The sequence below is a fragment of the Cellulomonas sp. RIT-PI-Y genome (genome assembly GCF_025642745.1).
Lineage (GTDB): Bacteria > Actinomycetota > Actinomycetes > Actinomycetales > Cellulomonadaceae > Cellulomonas.
In genome coordinates, this window is sequence record NZ_JANZKP010000011.1 from 39,421 (window position 1) to 55,769 (window position 16,349).

Below are 16,349 nucleotides of genomic sequence, written 5' to 3' on the forward strand. Positions count from 1 at the left end.
GCTCGCCGGACCGTCGTCGGGGCCGAGGCCGAGGACCTAGGATCGACGGGTGGCGGGACGGATCCGGCGGGAGGACGTGGAGGCGGTCCGCGAGCGTGCCCGGATCGAGGACATCGTCGGCGAACAGGTCGCACTGAAGACCGCCGGCGTCGGTTCGATGAAGGGCCTGTGCCCCTTCCACGACGAGCGCACCCCGTCGTTCCACGTCCGCCCCCAGGTCGGGCTCTACCACTGCTTCGGCTGCGGCGAGGGCGGCGACGTCATCGACTTCGTGCAGAAGGTCGATGGGCTGCCGTTCAGCGAGGCCGTCGAGTACCTGGCCGGACGGGTCGGGATCCAGCTGCGCTACGAGGAGGGCGGTGGTCCCCGGCCCGGGATGGAGCCCGGCACCCGGCAGCGGCTGCTGGAGGCGCACCGGGTGGCCGGTGAGTTCTTCACCGAGCAGCTGCTCACCCCCGGCGCCGCCGCGGCCCGCGACTTCCTGGCCGGACGCGGTTTCGACCGCGCCGCCGCCGACCAGTTCGGCATCGGCTACGCGCCGCAGAGCTGGGACCAGCTGCTCCGGCACCTGCGCGGCCGGGGCTTCACCGAGAAGGAACTGGTCGCCAGCGGCCTGATGAGCCAGGGCAACCGCGGCATCTACGACCGGTTCCGCGGCCGGCTGGTCTGGCCGATCCGCGAGGTCACCGGCGACACCGTGGGCTTCGGCGCCCGGCGGCTCTACGACGACGACCAGGGCCCCAAGTACCTGAACACCCCGGAGACCGCGCTCTACAAGAAGTCGCACGTGCTCTACGGCATCGACCTGGCCAAGCGGGAGATCGCGCGGACCAAGAAGGTCGTGGTGGTCGAGGGCTACACCGACGTGATGGCCATGCACCTGTCCGGCGTGGGCACCGCCATCGCCACCTGTGGCACCGCCTTCGGACCGGAGCACGCCCGGATCGTGCGTCGGCTGATGGGCGACGTCGGCGACAAGGGCGCTGTGGTCTTCACCTTCGACGGCGACGAGGCCGGGCAGAAGGCCGCGATGAAGGCGCACGAGCAGCAGGGCGTGCTCGGCGTGCCCGCCTACGTCGCGGTCGCGGACGACGGCATGGACCCCTGCGACCTGCGGCAGCGCAAGGGCCCGGACGCGGTGCGGGCCCTGGTCGACTCCCCGCCGCCGCTGTTCCGGTTCGTGCTGCGCCGCCAGCTCGCCGACTACGACCTGAGCACCGTCGAGGGCCGGGCCGGTGCGCTACGCGAGGCCGCGCCCACCGTGGCCGGGATCCCGCGGCCGGACCTGCGCGAGGGCTACACCCGGGAGCTCGCCGGCTGGCTCGGGATGGACTTGCGGACCGTGCAGCAGGCGGTGCGTGCGGCCGCGTCGGCGGCGCGGACGGGCGCGGGCTCCGGTGCCGCGGGGTCGGCGCGGCCGGCTCAGGGTGGGTCGTCCGGGCCGGGCGGGTACCGCGACGGGCGGCCCGGCGACGGCCGTGGCGGATACGGCGGGACGGACGGGCGTCCGGGTGCGGGGCGCTCGGGACCGGGCGACGACCGGGGTGCCGGGGGCGCGGGCCACGCGTCGGGTGACCCCGTGCCCGTCCTGCAGATGCCGCTGCCCGATCCGCGCGATCCGGTGGCGACCACCGAGCGGCGTGCGCTGGAGGTCGTGCTGCAGCTGCCCGACCTGGTGCCGATCGAGTTCGACCAGCTGGAGCCGGACACCTTCGGCGCCCCGGCCTACCGTGCCGTGCACACCGCGGTGCGCGCCGCGGGCGGCGCGACCCAGGCCAAGGCGCTCGCGGGCGCGCACGGGGCGGCCGCGTGGGTCGAGGCGGTGCGGGAGCAGGCCGCCGGGCCGGTGCACTCGCTGATCACCCGGCTCGCGGTGGAGCCGATCCCGGAGGACCGGCCGGACAGGCTGCCCGGCTACGCCCGGGGCCTGGTGATGGCGCTGGTGGAGCTGGCGCTGACCCGGCACATCGCGGATCTGCGGGGCCGGTTGCAGCGGATGGACGCGGCGGCGGAGCCGGCGGCACAGCGGGAGCTGTTCCAGCAGCTGCTGGCCGCCGAGGACCAGCGGCGCAGCCTGCGCGAGAGCGCCTGACCTAGCCGTCCGCCTCCTCGGCCAGCTGCTCCCAGACCGGTCCGTACCCCAGACGGGCCTGCTCCAGCTCGACCACCTCGCGCGCCAGCCGTGCCTCGGTGACGTCGACCGCGGCCGCCGCCGACGTCGCCAGCGCGGAATCGCGGACGTAGGCGTCGAAGGTCCGCTGCTTGCGCGCCAGCAGTTCGGTGATCCGCTCGTCCACACCGTCCTCGGCCAGCAGCCGGTGGGCGACCACGGCGTGGACCTGGCCCATCCGGTGCAGCCGGGCGACCGCCTGGGCCTCCGCGGTGGGGGTCAACTGCGGTTCGCAGAGCACCGCCACCGAGGCGGCCTGCAGGTTCAGCCCCACCCCGCCGACCGTGATCTGCGCGATCAGCACCCCGTCGCGGGGACCCTCGGAGAACGCGTCGATCACCTCCTGCCGTCGGTCCGCGGGCATCGATCCGGTCAGCGGGCCGAACACCGGCGCACCGCCCGGCCGGGTCAACGCGTCCGCGGCCAGGTCGAGCACGTCGCGGAAGTAGGAGAAGACCACCGTGCGTCGCGCCTGCTCACCGGCCTCCTCGACGATCGACCGGAGCCGGTCCAGTTTGGCCGACTCCTCGGCGGTGCCGACGGTCCAGGCAGCACGGCGCATCGCCATGAAGTTCCCGCTCGCGACCGCCTCGCGGTAGACCCGCTCGTCGGCGGGGGAGAGGTCCACCCAGTCGTCGACCAGCACCAGGTCCGGGAGCTCCACCAGCACGTCCTTCTGATTGCGACGCAGATAGACCGAGGACACGGTCCGCCGGAACGCGTCGGCGCCGACCAGGCCGAGATGCCGGGGGAACGAGTCGGCCAGGCCGGGGTCCAGCAGCCGGACCAGTGCGACGAAGTCCTCGATCCGGTTGTCCATCGGGGTGCCGGTGAGGAAGAGGACACGCCAGACCGCTCGGGTCCACTCCGCCACCACGGCGGACCGCTGGGCGTCCGGGTTCTTGACGTAGTGCGCCTCGTCCACGACCAGCAGGGCGACCGGCGGTCCGTCGAGCTCCAGGTGTGCCAGCGCCTCGTAGGTGGTCACGGCGACGCCGCCCTCGGTCCGCCAGCGTGCCGTCGCCCCGGCCCGGTCCGGACCGTGCAGTCGATGGGCGGGCAGCGTGGTCCGGGCCTGGATCTCGCGCAGCCAGTTGACCAGGACACCCGCGGGGCAGACCACCAGGAAGTGCCGGTCGCCGAGCGCCGCGAGGTGGGCGATCGCCGCCAGGGCCTGGACGGTCTTGCCCAGACCCATCTCGTCCCCGAGCAGCACCCGGCCCTGGGTCAGGGCGAAGCGCGCGCCGAACTCCTGGTACCCGCGCAAGGACACCCGCAGCGCACTCTGGTCCAGCGGGAAGGCGGCCACGGTCTCGGCGAGCTCCGTGGTGAGCATGCCGCGTTCGGCCAGCACGTCCTGGGCCAGCGGGACGATGCGGCCGAGCACGGTGTAGAACTCCGCCGCGCGGCGTTCGAACGCGTCCCAGAGCTGGGAGCTCCCGGTGTCCGGCACCGCGCAGGCCTCGCTCAGCCGGCGGAGGGTGGACGCGAGCGACCTGGGGTCGTCGTCGGTGCCCAGGACGGCGTCCCACTCGCCCAACTCCGCCAGGGCGTCCCGGGTCCGTCGTCTGGTCGCGGGCCGGGACAGGGCGAAGCGCAGCCGTCCGGTCGCCGGTTCCGCGGCCGGGGCATGCACCCCCACGGCCGTCACGTACTCGGTCAGCGCCCGGCGGTGCGGCTCGACCAGCGGGGTCAGCCGCATCAACCGGTCCAGGAGCCGCAGCACCTCGATCGTGGTCGCGGTGTCCGGCCGGCCGGAGCGGTCGATCTCCAGCCGGACCGGCAGTCCGCGCCGCACCACGGCGGCCACCTGTTCCACCGCGGCGACCACGCTGCGGGCGGTCTGCGCGCCGACTCCGGGGATCCGGTCCAGGGTGTCCGCGGACACCCCGAGCAGGTCCGCGGCGGTGGGGTATCCGGCGTCCTGCAGCGCGCGCAGGCGCAGATTCCGATCGGTCATCGCTCCGAGCTGGACCACCGGGACCACGCCGAGCTCCGCCCGGACCCGGTCGTCGCGGTCGGACTCGACGATCGTGGCGATGCGCAGGGTGGCCGCATCCAGGTGGTCCAGCACGGAGCGCGCCAGTCCGGCGGCGGCACGGTGGCGCTCCAGGAGGGTGCGGGCCGGACGGCCTGGCTCGATCGGAGTCGCGGGGTGCATCGGCGCCGATGGTAGCCGGGCGGGGCCCGGAGGACCGCCGGGCGAGAGGACGTGGTCCCCGCACGCGAGGACGTCGTGCCCCGACGAGGGGAGGTGGTGCCCGGGCGAGCGGGTGCGGTGCCCCGGCATCACCCGGCCGTCGATGGTGCCGACGGCACGACCGCCGGACGCCGTCGCCGCAGGCCGATCGCACCGGCGCCGACCACCACCGCCGTCAGCCCGACCGCCGCCAGCACCCGCACGGTGGTGCCGGTGGTGGCCAGCAGGGACGGCGTCGTCGCACCGGGGACGTCGGCCACGGTCAGGGTCTCCGAGGGCTCGCCGCAGACACCGGTGCTGATCACCTCGCCGTCCCGGTCGCGCGTCGTCTCGACGAACCCGTAGCTGCCGGGGGCGGTGGTGCGGTACCGGTCGGTGTCGGCGGAGCCGGGGCTCCGGTCGATGATCAGCGGTGCCGAGGTCCAGACCCGTGTCTCCGGGGTGCAGCGGAGCTCCTGTCCGTCCGGGACGTGGAACAACTCCGCGGTCGTGGTCGCACCGCTCGGGAACTCGCCCCGCCAGGAGATGCTGTCCCACAGCTCGTCGCCGAGGGTGGGCCGGTCCGAGCCGGCGCGCGCCGTGGTCTCCACCTCCGGCGGTGCGGGAATCCGGATCGTCTCGGAGTCGGCGCCGCACTCCCCGCGGTGCAGGACCTGGCCGTCGGGGTTCCGGGCGGTCTCGACGTAGCCGTAGGACACCCCCGGTTCGGCGGTGAGGGTGGTCGATGGGGTCAGCTGCCGGCCCGCCGTGGTGACCAGGACCGGGTCCCCGGCCACGACTCTGGTCTCCGGGGAGCAGACCGGGGTGTCACCGGTCCAGCGGTACAGGTCGTTGGCGAGCAGCACGCCCTCCGCCGGGACGGTCCCGGTGATCCCGGTGGCGTCCCGGAGCACCAGCTCGGCGCCGGACACCGGGTCGCCGTCCACCCGGATGGTGGTGGCGAGGGCGAGCGGCTCCGACCCGGGCAGGGCAGGGACGAGGGTGAACTGCTCGGTCGGATCGGTGACCGAGGTGGTCATCGGTGCGGTGCGGTCGTCACCGGCGAAGACCGTGCGGGCCGCGACGGTTCCGGGCTCCAGGTCCAGCACACCGTCGCCGTCGGTGTCCGCCTCGGAGGGCCAGGCGAACGCAGGCGCGGACAGGGTCTGGAACCCGTTCACCGCGGGACGCTCGACCGACCCGATCAGCCGGGCCGTGCCGTCGTCCAGTGCGGAGTCGGCGACCGGGACGTCGGACGGGAAGAACCAGAGCTCGGTGCGCTCCACCGGGCGATCGGCGCCGAACCCGGCACCGCCGGAGAAGTCGCCGTGATCGCTCGGGTAGCCCTCGGCCCACAGGTCGTCGATCAGGCGCAGCCCGTCGGAGGTGGCGCGCACGCTCAGGCTGGTCACGACCTCCGGGGTGTGCCGGAGCGAGCTGGACTCGTCCGGCAGCCCGAAGGTGTCCTGCCAGGCGGACAGCAGCACCGCCCGTCGATCGGTCGGCATCGCGGCGTGGTCCGTCCGCCACTGCCAGGTCAGGATGCCGGGGTCGGTCGCGGCCACCGCGGTGGGGTCGGCGCAGGCCCGGTACACCCCGGGTCCGGTCGCGTCGATCCGCACCGTGTCGACCTGCTCGGCGTCCGCGGGGGCATCGGCGAGCTCGGCGGAGGGACGCAGACCCGAGCGCCAGAGCGTGGCGACCAACGGGACGGTCACCGGGGTGCCTTCGATCGAGAGCCAGGAGTAGCCGGGCGCCGCGCGCAGGTCGAGGGTGTCGCAGGCGGGGGCGTCGGCGTCGAGGATCGCGTCCTCCACCGCGGAGGTCCCGGTGACGCGGAAGCCGTTCGCGACCGAGAACTCGGCCGGCGGCGCGGGTCGCTCGGTGGGCTCGCCGGGCAGGCCGGGGGAGAGCGACAGGTTGTCCTGCCGACTGCCGTCCATCCCGTAGAGCACCAGCCGCGTCGTCCGCAGCCCGGTGAACCGCACCCGGGCCACCACGTCCCCGACCCCGCTGGCGGCGTAGTGCAGGGTCAGCGGGCCGTCCGGGGTGCGACCGGACCAGGTCGCCGACTCGTCCGGACCGGCGCGACGGTCGGCATCGGTGTCGAACACGGCGCGGTCGGTCGGCACCAGGTCACCGGCCGCGTCGCGCTGCAGCAGCTCGGCGGTGACCTCGAGGTCGCGGACCCAGGCACCGGAGGCGCTCAGCACGCCGAGACCGGTCAGGTCCCCGTAGCGCAGGTCGCCGGATCGGACCACCGGCGTCGCGTCCTGGTACGGCCCGGACTGGGCGACCGCGGCCGCGACCATCGCGGCGGACCGCTCGCGCACCTCGGCCGGTGCCGCGTCCGCGAGCAGACGCTTGGCCTGCGTCACGTCCCCGTTCGCCACGACGCCCGGGACCTCGGCGCGCTGGTGGACCGTGTAGGCGACGGCCGCCTGGGCGAGGGCGTCGGCCGGGTCGGCGTAGGTCTCCACCACCCACGCCAGCACCGGGTCGTCGTGGGCGGTGACCGTGACCGGCGGCGCGCCGACCCCGGGTGCGACCCACATCTGGATGCACCAGGACATCCGGCCGTCCGAGCCGGTCGGGGGCTCGAACGCGCCCAGCCAGGTCGAGCCGTAGCCGGGCAGCGGGACATGGATGCCCTGGCCGAGGGTGCCCTGGGTGGCGGCGGCCGGCGGTGCAGTCGCGGGGGAGACCAGGGTCAGCCCGGCCAGGGCCAGGACGACGCCGATCAGGAGGTGGGTCAGGGCTCCGCCCGGGGTGCGGGCGTGCCACGGTGTTCTGGCTCGCATGGGTGCTCGTCCTTCGTCGCAGGTGGCGTCCCGGCGGGCCGGGGCCGACGAAGGTCCGGTGCCGGGCGCTCGGGCCTGGGGTGATGTGGTGACGGCGACGAGTCAGCCAGCGCGACGGCGAGTGGACCAGGGGCGGGCCCGCGGGGCTGGGGACCACGCGGTGCGGGACGAGACTGTGGACAGACGGAGTCCGGGCTGTGGGGGCACCCGGCACTCCCCGCGGCGGTGCGGTCGGATCCGGCCACGGTGCCGGACGGCGCACCGCTCGATGTCGTCGGCGGCGCGCAGCACGGCATCGGGCACGGTCTCCCGCTGCGGGACCCCGGTGATCGTGCGCACCACGTCGTTCAACGACTCGATGCGCTGGATGTTCACCGTGGTCACGACGTGGATGCCGGCATCGAGCAGCTCGGCGACGTCCTGCCAGCGCTTCTCGTTCCGGGAGCCCGGCGCCTTGGTGTGGGCGAACTCGTCCACCAGCGCGACCGCGGGCGCCGGGCCAGGACGGCGTCCAGGTCCAGCTCGGACAGGGTGACGCCCCGGTGCTGGACCTCGACGCGGGGGACGACCTCGAGTCCGTCCAGCAGGGCGGCCGTGGCGGCACGGCCGTGGGTCTCCACGACCGCGACCACCACGTCCTTGCCGTCCGCGCGCAGGTCCCGGCCCGCCTCCAGCATCGCGAAGGTCTTGCCGACGCCTGGGTCGGCGCCGAGCAGGACACGCAGACGGCCCCGCTGCATCAGCCGAGACGGTCCAGCGCGAGGTTCAGGTCCAGGACGTTCACGCTCGCCTGTCCCAGGACGCCGAGGTCCGGACCGGACGTCGCGTCCGCCACCAGCGCGCGGACCTGGTCCTCGGACAGCCCGCGCTCGGCCGCTACCCGGGGCACCTGCAGCGCGGCGTACTCGGGGCTGATGTCCGGGTCCAGGCCGGACCCCGACGCGGTCAGCGCGTCCACCGGCACGTCGTCCGGGTCCACGCCCTCCAGCTCCGCGACGGCGGCGCGCCGCCCCTCGATCGCCGCGATCAGGTCCTCGTTCTCCGGGCCGTCGTTCGACCCGGAGGACGCTGCGCCGTCGTAGCCGTCCCCGGCTGCCGACGGGCGGGACTGGAAGTACTGCCGCAGGGGTGTTCCGTCGGCGTCGGTGAACGACTGCCCGATCGACGACGAGCCGACGACGGTGCCGTCGGCGTCGGTGACCAGCGAGCCGTCCGCCCGTGCGGGCATGATCCGCCCGAGACCGGTGACCAGCAGCGGGTAGGCGATGCCGCAGATCACGGTCATCACGAGCAGGGCACGCAGGGCGACGCGCAGATGCGGCCAGGTGGTGCGGGGGGAGCTCATGTCGTTCCTCTTTCTCTGCCCGGCTCAGAAGCCCGGCAGCAGGCTGATGAGCAGGTCGACGGCCTTGATGCCGATGAAGGGTGCGACCACGCCGCCGAGTCCGTAGACCAGCAGGTTGCGGCCGAGGATCGAGGTGGCGGCCGCCGCGCGGTACGTCACGCCGCGCAGGGACAGGGGGATCAGGGCGACGATGATCAGTGCGTTGAACACGATCGCGGACAGGATCGCCGAGGCCGGCGACGACAGCTGCATGATGTTGAGCGTCGCGAGCCCCGGGAACACCCCGGCGAACAGCGCCGGGATGATCGCGAAGTACTTGGCCACGTCGTTGGCGATCGAGAACGTGGTCAGCGCACCGCGGGTGATCAGCAGCTGCTTGCCGATCCGGACGACGTCGATCAGCTTGGTCGGGTCCGAGTCCAGGTCCACCATGTTCCCGGCCTCCTTGGCGGCCGAGGTCCCGGTGTTCATCGCCACGCCGACGTCCGCCTGGGCCAGGGCCGGGGCGTCGTTGGTGCCGTCGCCGGTCATCGCCACCAGGTTGCCGCCGGCCTGCTCGCGCCTGATCAGGTCGAGCTTGTCCTCCGGCGTGGCCTCGGCCAGGAAGTCGTCGACCCCGGCCTCGGCCGCGATGGCCTTCGCGGTGAGCGGGTTGTCCCCGGTGATCATCACGGTGCGGATGCCCATCGCGCGCAGTTCGGCGAACCGCTCGGACAGGCCGTCCTTGACCACGTCCTTCAGGTGCACCACGCCCAGCACGCGTCCGGTGCCGTCGCCGTCCTCGACCGAGACGACCAGCGGCGTGCCGCCGTCGGCGGAGATGCGGGTGACGTGCTGGTCCAGCTCCGTGCGGACGGCGGCGGGCAGGGCGCCCGCCTCCTCGAGCCAGGCCACCACCGCGCTGCCGGCTCCCTTGCGGATCCGGGTGCCGTCGGGGAGGTCGACACCGCTCATCCGGGTCTGCGCGGTGAACGGCACGACCTCGGTCCCGGCGACCGGCGCGGCCGGATCGTCGCCCGCAGACCGGTCCGCCGCCAGATCGACGATGGACCTGCCCTCCGGGGTCGGGTCGGCGGCCGACGCCAGGGCGGCGCTGCGCACCAGGTCCAGCTCCCGCACCCCGCTCAGCGGGAGGAAGGCGACGGCCCGCCGGTTGCCGTAGGTGATGGTGCCGGTCTTGTCGAGCAGCAGCGTCGTGACGTCGCCCGCGGCCTCGACCGCGCGCCCGGACATCGCCAGCACATTGCGCTGGACCAGGCGGTCCATCCCCGCGATGCCGATGGCGGACAGCAGCGCGCCGATGGTGGTCGGGATCAGGCACACCAGCAGCGCGATCAGCACGGGGACGCTCACCGAGGCCCCGGCGTAGTCCGCGACCGGGTCCAGGGTGAGGGCGACGACGACGAAGATGATCGAGAGCGAGGCCAGGAGGATGTTCAGGGCGATCTCGTTCGGCGTCTTCTGCCGGGCGGCGCCCTCGACCAGCGCGATCATCCGGTCGACGAAGGTCTCGCCGGGCGTGGAGGTGATCCGCATGACGATCCGGTCGGAGAGCACCCGGGTGCCGCCGGTCACCGCGCTGCGGTCGCCGCCGGACTCGCGGACGACCGGGGCGGACTCCCCGGTGATCGCGGACTCGTCCACCGAGGCGATGCCCCAGACGATGTCGCCGTCGCCGGGGATCAGCTCGCCGGCGGTCACCACGACCACGTCGCCCAGCGTGAGCTCGGGCGAGGCGACCTGACGGGTCCGGGCGTGCTCGGCACCGGGGTCCGTGGCGGCCTGGTAGTCCTCGACCACGGCCGCCTGGGTGGCGGACCGGGTCTGGCGCAGGCTGTCGGCCTGGGCCTTGCCGCGGCCTTCGGCGACGGCCTCGGCCAGGTTCGCGAACACGACGGTGAGCCACAGCCAGACCGCGATCGCGGCGGTGAAGGTGACCGGGGTGGCCGTGCCACCGGAGGGCTCCGGGCCGCCGGTGAAGGGCTCGACGACCGCGAGCACGGTGGTGAGCGCCGCGCCGACCTCGACCACGAACATCACGGGGTTGTGCCACATGATCCGCGGGTCGAGCTTGCGGACCGCGCCGGGCAGGGCGTCGCGGAGCTGCGCGAGCCCGAACGCGCGGGCCGGGGCCGCTCCGGAGTGCGGGGCGGAGCCGGTGGTCGCCGGCTCGGAGATGGTGTGGAGGGACATGGATGTCACAGACCTTCCGCCAGGGGACCCAGCGCGAGAACGGGGAAGTAGGTCAGGGCGGTCACGATCACCGTGACGCCCACGAGCAGGCCGACGAACTGCGGGCGGTGGGTCGGCAGCGTCCCGGCGGTGGCCGGGACCTTGTCCTGCGCCGCCAAGGACCCGGCCAGCGCCAGCACCAGGACGATCGGCAGGAACCGGCCGAGCAGCATCGCCACCCCGAGCGCGGTGTTCAGCCACGGGGTGTTGGCGGTCAGACCGGCGAAGGCCGAGCCGTTGTTGTTCGCCGCGGAGGTGAAGGCGTACAGCACCTCGGAGAACCCGTGCACGCCCGGGTTCCAGATCGAGGTGGACTCGACGTCCGCCCGGACCGCGGGAAGGGCGAAGGACAGTGCCGTCCCGGCCAGCACCAGGGTCGGGGTGACCAGGATGGACAGCGACGCCAGCTTGATCTCGCGCGGGCCGAGCTTCTTGCCCAGGTACTCCGGGGTGCGTCCGACCATCAGACCGCCGACGAAGACCGCGATCACGGCGAGGACCAGCATGCCGTAGAGGCCCGAGCCGACGCCGCCGGGGGCGATCTCGCCCAGCATCATGTTCAGCATCGGGAAGAACCCACCGAGCGCGGTGAACGAGTCGTGCATGCCGTTGACCGCGCCGGTCGAGGTGAGCGTGCTGGCCGAGCCGAACAGGGTGGTCGCCGCGATGCCGAACCGCTGCTCCTTGCCCTCCATCGCGCCGCCGGCCAGCTCCGGCGCGGTGCCGGCGCCGCGCGACTCGACCACGGTGAGCAGGGTGAGGCTGACCAGGAAGATCGTCGCCATCGCCGCGAGGATCGCGTAGCCCTGCTTCGCGCTGCCGACCATGCGGCCGAAGGTGCGCGGCAGGCTGAACGGGATCGCGAGGAGGAGCAGCACCTCGACGGCGGAGGTCCAGCCGGTCGGGTTCTCGAACGGGTGGGCGGAGTTCGCGTTGAAGAACCCGCCGCCGTTGGTGCCGAGCAGCTTGATCGCCTCCTGCGAGGCGACCGGACCGCCCGGGATCGACTGGGTGCCGCCGGCCAGCGTCGTGACCTCGGTCGGCCCCGCCCAGTTCTGGATCACGCCACCGGAGATCAGCACGACCGCCGCGACGACGGACAACGGCAGCAGGATCCGGAGCGTGCCGCGGGTGAGGTCGACCCAGAAGTTGCCGATCGTGCCGGACCGGCGGCGGGCGAAGCCGCGCGCCAGGGCGATCGCCACCGCCATGCCCACCGCGGCGGACACGACGTTCTGCACGGCCAGGCCGACCGCCTGCACCGCGTAGCCGAGCGTCGCCTCCGGGGAGTACGACTGCCAGTTCGTGTTCGTCACGAACGAGATCGCCGTGTTGAACGACAGGTGCTCGCCGACCGCCGGCAGCCCGAGGTCCCAGGGCAGCCAGGACTGGGCGCGCTGGAGCAAGTAGACGAACAGCACGCTCACCAGCGAGAACGCCAGCAGGCTCCGGACGTAGGACCGCCAGGTCTGCTCCGAGCGGGAGTCCACCCCCATCACCCGGTACAGCACGCGCTCGATCCGCAGATCACGGTCGCCGGTGTAGACCCGGGCCATGTAGTCGCCCAGCGGGCGGTACACCGCGGCGACCAGCGCGAGCACCAGGACGATCTGGCCGATCGCGAGCCAGGCGGCCATCAGAACTTCTCGGGCTTGACGAGCGCCCACACCAGGTAGACGACGGCGGCCACGCCGAGGACGGCGGCCACCAGGTTCAGGACCGTCACAGCTTCTCGACCCCCGCCGCGACGGCGCTCACGAGCGCGAACAGGGCGACGACGGCCGCCACGAACACCAGGTCCAGCACAGGGGGCTCCCCACGTGGTGCGTCATCGCTCCGGCGCACGCGCTCCGGAGACGACGGGACCGGCGTTCGCCGGGCCACGGACCATCACAGGCCCGCTACGGGGGACCGGCGGCCATCCTGACGACTTCCATACGGGTCGGCGGCGATTACTCACGCATCCCGTGCGCCGCGGGCTCGGCCGGCGACCCGTGCTCCCCGGTCGCGACCCCCACCACCTGGACCGACACCCGCTCACCCGTGCGCTCGATCCGGGCCTCGACCCCGAACACCCGGCGCAGGGTGTCGGCGGTGAGCACCTCTGCGGTCGGCCCGGCGCGGTACACGCCGCCCGCGGCGAGCACCACGGCGTCGTCGCAGTACTGCGCGGCCAGCGCCAGATCGTGCAGGACCACCACCACGGTCGTGCCCGCACCCGCGAGCCGGGTCAGCAGCGCCAGGAGCTGATGCTGGTGCCGGATGTCCAGGTGATTCGTGGGCTCGTCCAGCAGCAGCACGGCCGGCTCCTGGGCCAGGGCCCGGGCCGCCTGGACCCGTTGGCGCTCCCCGCCGGACAGCGTGCGCCAGCGCCGCCGTTCCGTGCCGGTCATCCCGACCGCGGCCAGCGCCCGGGCACAGGCCGCGGTGTCCTGCGGCGTCTCGGGCGCGAGCCGGCCGCGATGCGGCAGCCGGCCCAGCGCGACGACGTCCCGGACGGTCAGGTCGGTGTCGGTGTCGCTGGACTGCTCCATCATCGCCAGGGTCCGGGCTCGCTCGCGCCGCGGGATCCGGTCGAGCGCATGCCGGTCGACCAGCACCGTGCCCGCCGTCGGGGTGAGCACCCCTGCCAGGAGGTGCAGCAGGGTCGACTTGCCGGAACCGTTCGGGCCGAGCAGGCCGGTGACCCGGCCCGGCGTGATCGCGAGGCCGACATCCGCGAGGATCGGCTCCGGCCGGCCGGGGACCGTGTAGCGCAGTCCCTCGCCGTGCAGACTGCTCATGTCCGCTCCCTCCGGTGCAGGATGATCAGGAACGCCGGGACCCCGATCAGTGCCGTGATCACCCCGGCCGGGAGCTGTCGGGGTGCCAGGGCGGTCCTGCCGACCAGGTCGGCGATCAGCAGGAAGCACGCACCGCCGAAGGCGCTGGCCCCCAGCAGGCGGCGGTGTGACGGTCCGACCAGGGCACGGACCGCGTGCGGGACGATCAGGCCGACGAATCCGATCGCGCCGACAGCGGAGACCACCACCGCCGTGACCGCCGCGGTCGCGATCAGGGCGACCGTGCGGACCGCCGCCACCGGCACGCCGAGGGATCCGGCGGCGATGGCGCCGAAGGCGAAGGAGTCCAGATCGGCGGCGATCAGCCGCAGCACCAGGAGGGCGGCCACGGTGACGGCGCCGCACAGCAGGACGGCCGGCCAGCGCGCGGCGGCGAGCGAGCCGGTGAGCCAGTAGGTCAGGCCGCGCGCCGCGTCCGCGTCCCCCCAGCCGAGCAGCACCAGCGAGGTCATGGCGGTGAAGAGCTGGCCGACCACCACGCCGGTGAGGACCAGCCGCCCGGTGTTCGCGCCGTGCCGGCCGAGCAGCACCAGCACCAGCGCGAACGCCACCAGCCCCCCGACCAGGGCGCCCGCCGCCAGAGACAGCGCCCCGGAGCCCAGTCCGGCGACCAGCACCAGCACGGCACCGGTGGAGGCCCCGGAGGAGATGCCGAGGAGGTACGGCTCGGCGAGCGCGCTGCGGGTCACCGCCTGGAGTGCCACGCCGCAGGTCGCCAGACCGGCACCGGCCACCGCGGCCAGCAGCGCACGCGGCAGGCGCAGCTGCCAGACCACCGAGTCGGTCAGGGCGGGCAGGGGATCGACCGGGAGTCCGAGGTGACTGCCGAGCGACCTCAGGGTCTGTGACCAGCCGATGTCCCCGCCGCCGACCGCGACGGCCACCAGGACACCCGCTGCGAGCAGCAGGAGTGCTCCGGTGGCCGTCGTGATCCCGCGTGCCCGGTCAGCGCTGGGCGAGGACGACGTAGTCATCGAGGTGCTGCCACACCGGTCCGGCCTCCCGGAACCGGGCGGCCCGCAGCGCGGCGACGTGGAACGCCAGGCTCAGGTCCGGGTTGGCCGGCCGGCCGGCGAACCGGCGGGCCCGCTCGGCCGCCAGCGGTGCGAGCTGCGGATGCCCGGCGATCGTGGCGAACCACTCGTCCCAGCTCTGGGCGCCCGCGGCGTGGTCCCGTGCCTGGGTCGCGGCGTCGTCGCGGCGGCCGAGCTCCTCGAACAGCGGCCGTCCGCCGGGCTGTCGGAGATGATCGGCGTTCAGCAGGAGGCCGCCGGGACGCAGCACCTCCCCGACGTCCCGGTAGACCCGGGTCAGGACGTCCGCGGGCAACCAGTGCAGCGCGGTGGAGGACAGCACCGCGTGCGGACGCTCCCCGGCCAGCACCTCGGTCCAGCGCGGGTCCCACAGGTCGGCCTGCCGGAAGCTGACCCGCTCACCGTGCTCGGCCAGGGCCAGGCGGCCCAGCGCGAGCAGTACGGGGTCGTAGTCCACCGCGAGGCAGGTCATCCCGGGGAACCGGCGGAGGGCCCGGTCCGAGATCGACCCCGGACCGCAGGCGAGGTCGACGATCACCGCATCGGCGGGGGCGACCTCGGCCAGCACGTCCAGCATGACGGCGAACCGGTCCTCGCGGCGGTTGATGTAGGCCGCCTGCTGGCGGTCCCACGCGTCCAGCTGCGCCCGGCCCCACGCGGGCGTCGCAGCGCTCATGACGTCGCCCCCGCGTACTCGACCAGGGCACCGGACAGGGTGGCCAGGGCGTCGATGCTGCGCACCGAGGGATCCATCTCGGTGGCGGGGACGGCGACCAGGCGGTCCTGCTGCACGGCGGTCAGCCCGGCGGTGACCGGGTCCGCGCGCAGGGCGTCGATCTTGTCCTGCGCGCTGTCCCCGTCGAGGCCGCGGGACAGGTCGGCCAGCACCAGCACGTCCGGGTCGCGCTGGGCGATCTGGTCCCAGCTGGTCTCGGTCCACTGGGCGTCCAGGTCGTCGAAGGCGTTGTCGGCCCCGGCCAGCTCGGTCAAGGTCTGGGGGAGTCCGGCGTTGCCGGCGACGATCGGGGCGCCGTTGATCGTGGAGTAGATCCACACCACGTCCATCGTGTCCAGGGCTCCGGCGGAGTCGGCGACCCGGTCCAGGGTCTCCTGCTGCGCGGCGATCAGCTCCGCACCGCGGTCCTCGACGCCGAAGACGCTCGCCAGGTCGGAGATCTCACCGAAGATCTGGTCGAATCCGGCCCGTTCGGCGATCAGGGCGGTGTCCTCGCAGTCGTTCGAGGACAGGTAGGCGGGGACGCCGAGCCCGATCAGCTCGGACCGCTCGCCGACCGCGTCCGCGGAGAAGGCGGAGGCGCGCATCGAGTACACGAAGTCCGGGTTCGCCTCGCGCAGCTGTTCCGCGGTCGGGTACTGGTCGGCGAGCACGGGGATCTGCGCATAGGCGTCGGCGAACTCCGGGGCCACGGCGTCGGTCAGATAGCTGGTGCCGATCATCGCGTCGCCCAGGCCGAGGGCGAGCAGGAGCTCGGTCGCGCCCTGCTCCAGCGTGACCGCGCGCTCGGGGGCGGCGTCGACGGTCAGGTCCAGCCCGCAGCTGGACACGGTGGTCGTCCGGGCCTCCGGGGTGGGGTCCGCGTCCGGGTTCGCGCTGCACCCGCTCGCGAGCAGCGCGAGGGCTGCGATGGGAATGACAATCGTTCTCATAGGACCAGCATAAGGCACCGCGGCCCGAGCTCGGGCCAGGTCGGAGGGGCTGGACTGCGGCCTAGAGAGCATTTAAG

12 protein-coding genes and 1 pseudogene are annotated in these 16,349 nt (G+C 73.8%); 1 reads left to right on the forward strand and 12 read right to left on the reverse strand.

All coding sequences use genetic code 11. From position 1 onward, the window contains the following. Window positions 1–49 precede the first annotated feature (49 nt). Window positions 50–2,092: a DNA primase gene (gene dnaG, locus OGL89_RS05725; RefSeq protein ID WP_263118939.1), complete on the forward strand. Its 2,043-nt coding sequence runs from the start codon at window positions 50–52 to the stop codon at window positions 2,090–2,092. Window position 2,093: 1 nt separating this feature from the next. Here the strand turns inward: dnaG and OGL89_RS05730 are convergent, their stop codons facing one another. The 12 genes and pseudogenes from OGL89_RS05730 to OGL89_RS05785 all read right to left on the reverse strand — a co-directional run bounded on the left by OGL89_RS05730 (window position 2,094) and on the right by OGL89_RS05785 (window position 16,272). Beyond that, window positions 2,094–4,331 (reverse strand): DEAD/DEAH box helicase, encoded by a 2,238-nt coding sequence (locus OGL89_RS05730; protein WP_263118940.1) that lies wholly within the window; start codon window positions 4,329–4,331, stop codon window positions 2,094–2,096. A 128-nt stretch (window positions 4,332–4,459) separates the two neighbouring features. After that, the gene (locus tag OGL89_RS05735; protein WP_263118941.1) at window positions 4,460–7,150 is read right to left on the reverse strand and encodes a hypothetical protein; all 2,691 of its coding nucleotides are present in this window, start codon (window positions 7,148–7,150) and stop codon (window positions 4,460–4,462) included. 264 nt (window positions 7,151–7,414) lie between these two features. Then, window positions 7,415–7,890, reverse strand: a pseudogene (locus tag OGL89_RS05740) (histidine kinase); the annotation flags it as partial. Continuing rightward, window positions 7,890–8,495, reverse strand: coding sequence for a potassium-transporting ATPase subunit KdpC (kdpC, locus tag OGL89_RS05745; RefSeq protein ID WP_263118942.1), 606 nt, complete (start codon window positions 8,493–8,495; stop codon window positions 7,890–7,892). The gene kdpC and the pseudogene OGL89_RS05740, both read right to left, overlap by 1 nt. 24 nt (window positions 8,496–8,519) lie before the next feature. Next, window positions 8,520–10,688 (reverse strand): potassium-transporting ATPase subunit KdpB, encoded by a 2,169-nt coding sequence (gene kdpB, locus OGL89_RS05750; protein WP_263118943.1) that lies wholly within the window; start codon window positions 10,686–10,688, stop codon window positions 8,520–8,522. Between the two features lie 5 nt (window positions 10,689–10,693). After that, the gene (kdpA, locus tag OGL89_RS05755; RefSeq protein ID WP_263118944.1) at window positions 10,694–12,364 is read right to left on the reverse strand and encodes a potassium-transporting ATPase subunit KdpA; all 1,671 of its coding nucleotides are present in this window, start codon (window positions 12,362–12,364) and stop codon (window positions 10,694–10,696) included. Next, the gene (locus tag OGL89_RS05760) at window positions 12,364–12,453 is read right to left on the reverse strand and encodes a potassium-transporting ATPase subunit F (protein WP_263118945.1); all 90 of its coding nucleotides are present in this window, start codon (window positions 12,451–12,453) and stop codon (window positions 12,364–12,366) included. The genes kdpA and OGL89_RS05760 overlap by 1 nt, the downstream gene beginning before the upstream one ends. Next, the gene (locus tag OGL89_RS05765) at window positions 12,450–12,572 is read right to left on the reverse strand and encodes a hypothetical protein (protein WP_263118946.1); all 123 of its coding nucleotides are present in this window, start codon (window positions 12,570–12,572) and stop codon (window positions 12,450–12,452) included. Before OGL89_RS05765 ends, OGL89_RS05760 begins: the two co-directional genes overlap by 4 nt. 107 nt (window positions 12,573–12,679) lie before the next feature. After that, window positions 12,680–13,510: an ABC transporter ATP-binding protein gene (locus OGL89_RS05770; protein ID WP_263118947.1), complete on the reverse strand. Its 831-nt coding sequence runs from the start codon at window positions 13,508–13,510 to the stop codon at window positions 12,680–12,682. After that, entirely contained in the window at window positions 13,507–14,544 is a 1,038-nt protein-coding gene (locus tag OGL89_RS05775) for an iron ABC transporter permease (protein WP_263118948.1), read from the reverse strand. Before OGL89_RS05775 ends, OGL89_RS05770 begins: the two co-directional genes overlap by 4 nt. Next, window positions 14,516–15,280 (reverse strand): class I SAM-dependent methyltransferase, encoded by a 765-nt coding sequence (locus tag OGL89_RS05780; protein WP_263118949.1) that lies wholly within the window; start codon window positions 15,278–15,280, stop codon window positions 14,516–14,518. Before OGL89_RS05780 ends, OGL89_RS05775 begins: the two co-directional genes overlap by 29 nt. Further along, the gene (locus OGL89_RS05785) at window positions 15,277–16,272 is read right to left on the reverse strand and encodes an ABC transporter substrate-binding protein (RefSeq protein ID WP_263118950.1); all 996 of its coding nucleotides are present in this window, start codon (window positions 16,270–16,272) and stop codon (window positions 15,277–15,279) included. Before OGL89_RS05785 ends, OGL89_RS05780 begins: the two co-directional genes overlap by 4 nt. Window positions 16,273–16,349: the final 77 nt, after the last annotated feature.